This window comes from Halobacterium bonnevillei (assembly GCF_009831555.1).
Taxonomy (GTDB): Archaea; Halobacteriota; Halobacteria; order Halobacteriales; family Halobacteriaceae; genus Halobacterium; species Halobacterium bonnevillei.
Genome location: NZ_WUUU01000271.1, coordinates 1 through 2,690, shown reverse-complemented (window position 1 = coordinate 2,690; position 2,690 = coordinate 1). Strand labels below are relative to the sequence as shown.

Genomic DNA, 2,690 nt, shown 5'->3' with positions numbered 1-2,690 from the left:
ATGCGAACGCGCGCCACGCCACGTGGTCGCCCGGCTGCACGATCGCCTGCCCGCCTGCGTTTGCAGCGAGGTCGGGCCCCGCCGCGTGCGCGGCCTGCCGGAGCACGCCCTCGGTCTCGTCCGCCAGGTAGACCTTCGCGGCCGCCGGCTCGATGACGGCTCGCACCGTCTCGACGACGCGTTCGGCGACCACTGCAGGCGTCTCGGCGGTGAACAGGTCGACGGTCGCCTCGTTGAGTTCGGTCAACGCGCGTTCGTACTCGAGCTGGTCGCTGACGTCCCGGAACACGCCGAAGACGACGGTCCGGTCGCCGAGTTCCACGGTCTCCGCGCTGATCTCGACGGGAACCCGCGTGCCGTCGGCCGTCACCGCGTGTATCTGGCTGCCGTCCGGGAGACGGCGTCGCGACCCGCCCGCCGTGACGCGGCGCTCGAAGAGTGCCCGGTAGGTGTCGCGCTCCGCGGCCGGATGCAGCTCCGTCTGGTGGCGGCCCGACGATGTCCTCGCGGGGTTCCCCGCGGAACGCCTCGGCGGCCTCGTTCACCTCGACGACGTCACCGGTGTCGGCGTCAGCGACGAACACGGGGTCTGGCGCCGCCTGCAGGAGCGTCCGATAGCGGCCGCGCGCGGCCTCGAGTTCGCGTTCGCGTTCCGCGCGTTCGGTGACGTCCTGGGACATCGTCATTCCGGCGACGACGGTTCCGTCGTCGTCGCGTACCGGCACGACGTGGACGCAGAAGACGCGGTCTTCGAGCCCCACCTCGACCGTACTGGATTCGCCATCGAACGCCCGGTCGTACAGGGGTTCCAGCGTCTCGACGTTCTCCGGCGGGAACACGTCCGCCAGCCGCTCTCCCTCGAGGTCCGCGGGCGAGACGCCGAGGTGCTCGAACCCGGTCCCGCCGACTACCTGGTAGCGGTGGTCCTCGTCGAACAGCGTCACGAGTCCGTTCGGGAACTGGTCGACGAGCGCCTCGTAGCGGTGCTCGCTCGCCTCGAGGTCGGCCTCCCGACGCCGCCGTTCGGTGACGTCTCGGCCGGTGCTCAGCGTCCCGGCGACGTCGCCGTCCGCGTCCCGGTAGCGGACCGTCTGCCAGTCGACGACTCGCCGCTCGCCGTCGCGAGCGACCACCGCGTGTTCGTGTCGCAGGGGCGGCTCGGCGTCCCCGGCCAGCAACCGGTCTGAGCGCTCCACTCGCTCGCCCCGGACCGCGTCCGGGAGACACTCCTCGAACCAGTGCCGCCCGACCAGGTCGGTGTGCTCGTACCTCAGCACTTCGCGAGCGTACCGGTTCGCGAACGTGACGCGACCCGCGTGGTCGCGGGCGACGACGAGCACGTCGGCACCGTCCAGGAGGGCTTCGGCGACTGCCGTCACCAGTCCCGACTCCGCTTCAACCACGGGTTTCCTCCTCGAGAATCGACTCAAGGAGTTGACCTCTCATCTTGCTTGACAATCAAAGCGTAGCAGGACATAAAGATGGTGGATGACTCGGATCCTCCTCACATCACGTTCTTGAACACCCTCAAAAGGCACAGCGCAATCGTCGCCCCGCGGCCGGAACACCCGATTCTCGACTGCACCGCGGACACTCCCTGTCAGGCACGGGTCCACTGGTAGTGCCCCTCGGGGTCAAAGGTTTACCCCACCGCGTCCCTTCGTTCACGTATGGTCTCACGCGTGCTCGTCGGGATGGACGACTCCGAGATGGCCGCCGAAGCACTCCGGTACGCGCTGGACGTTCACGCCGGGAGTGACATCACCGTCTTGACCGTCGTCGGCGTACCGTCCCCGATGATGGGAGAGGCGACCGCGATTGCGATGGCCGAGGACCCACAGGCGAAAGCCGAAGAAGCCGCCGAACCCGTCCTGGACCGCGCACGGGAACTCGCCGCCGAACGCGACGTCGACATCGACACAATCGTCGGCGCGGGCCACCCGGCCCGCACGATCGTCAATCGAGCCGACGAGTTCGACGTCGTCGTACTGGGCAGCCACGGCGGATCGGTCAGCGACCGACTCGTCATCGGCAACGTCGCCGACACGGTCTTCAAGCGCTCGCCCGTCCCAGTGACCGTCGTTCGGTGACTGCCCAGTCCTGGAGACTGCCCAGTCCCGGTGACTGTCGTCCGGGGGCGGGCGGCACGCACGCCTAAGTGTATCACGACTAAATGGGAGAGGATGAGCAACGCCCAAGAGCTCCACGACCTCCTCGCCGACGGCGGCGAACTCAACATCATCTGCCACAACAACCCGGACCCGGACTGCCTGGCGAGCGCGCTCGCACTCGGTCGAATCGCGGCCGCTGCCGGCATCGACGAGCGGCACATCCTCTACAGCGGCGACATCTCCCACCAGGAGAACCGGGCGTTCGTCAACCTCCTCGAAATCGACCTCGAACAGTTCGACCCGACGACCCTCCAGGACCGGCCGCCGGATTCGCTGGTCGCGTTCGTCGACCACTCGGTGCCGGGCGCGAACAACAACGTTCCCGAAGGCACCGCCGTGGATATCGTCATCGACCACCACCCCGCGGAGAATATCGAGGCGCGGTTCGTCGACCACCGCGAGGAAATCGGGGCGGTCGCGACGATCCTCACCGAGTACGTTCGAACCCTCGACATCGCGGTCGACGCCGTGCTCGCGACAGCGCTCCTGTTCGCCATCCGTCGCGAAACCCTCGACTTC

3 protein-coding genes and 1 pseudogene are annotated in these 2,690 nt (G+C 68.1%); 2 read left to right on the top strand and 2 right to left on the bottom strand.

Annotation, left to right across the window (positions count from 1 at the left end; all coding sequences use genetic code 11):
- Both GRX66_RS20215 and GRX66_RS20880 read right to left on the bottom strand, forming a co-directional pair.
- Window positions 1-475 (bottom strand): PAS domain S-box protein (locus GRX66_RS20215; RefSeq protein ID WP_233745668.1); only part of this gene is annotated, 475 nt, incomplete at its 3' end.
- Between the two features lie 70 nt (window positions 476-545).
- Window positions 546-1,379, bottom strand: a pseudogene (locus GRX66_RS20880) (PAS domain-containing protein); the annotation flags it as partial.
- Window positions 1,380-1,670: 291 nt separating this feature from the next.
- Here GRX66_RS20880 and GRX66_RS18165 point away from each other — a divergent pair.
- Together GRX66_RS18165 and GRX66_RS18160 are read left to right on the top strand one after the other, a co-directional pair.
- A complete protein-coding gene (locus GRX66_RS18165) occupies window positions 1,671-2,090 on the top strand; it encodes a universal stress protein (protein WP_159527744.1) in 420 nt (139 codons plus the stop codon).
- Window positions 2,091-2,183: 93 nt separating this feature from the next.
- On the top strand, window positions 2,184-2,690 hold a 507-nt coding region (locus tag GRX66_RS18160; protein ID WP_201293092.1), incomplete at its 3' end, for a DHH family phosphoesterase.

What these genes read in the sequence shown, in the direction of transcription:
- GRX66_RS18165 (WP_159527744.1), top strand. Translation starts at nt 1,671, where the DNA reads ATGGTCTCACGCGTGCTCGTCGGGATGGACGACTCCGAGATGGCCGCC.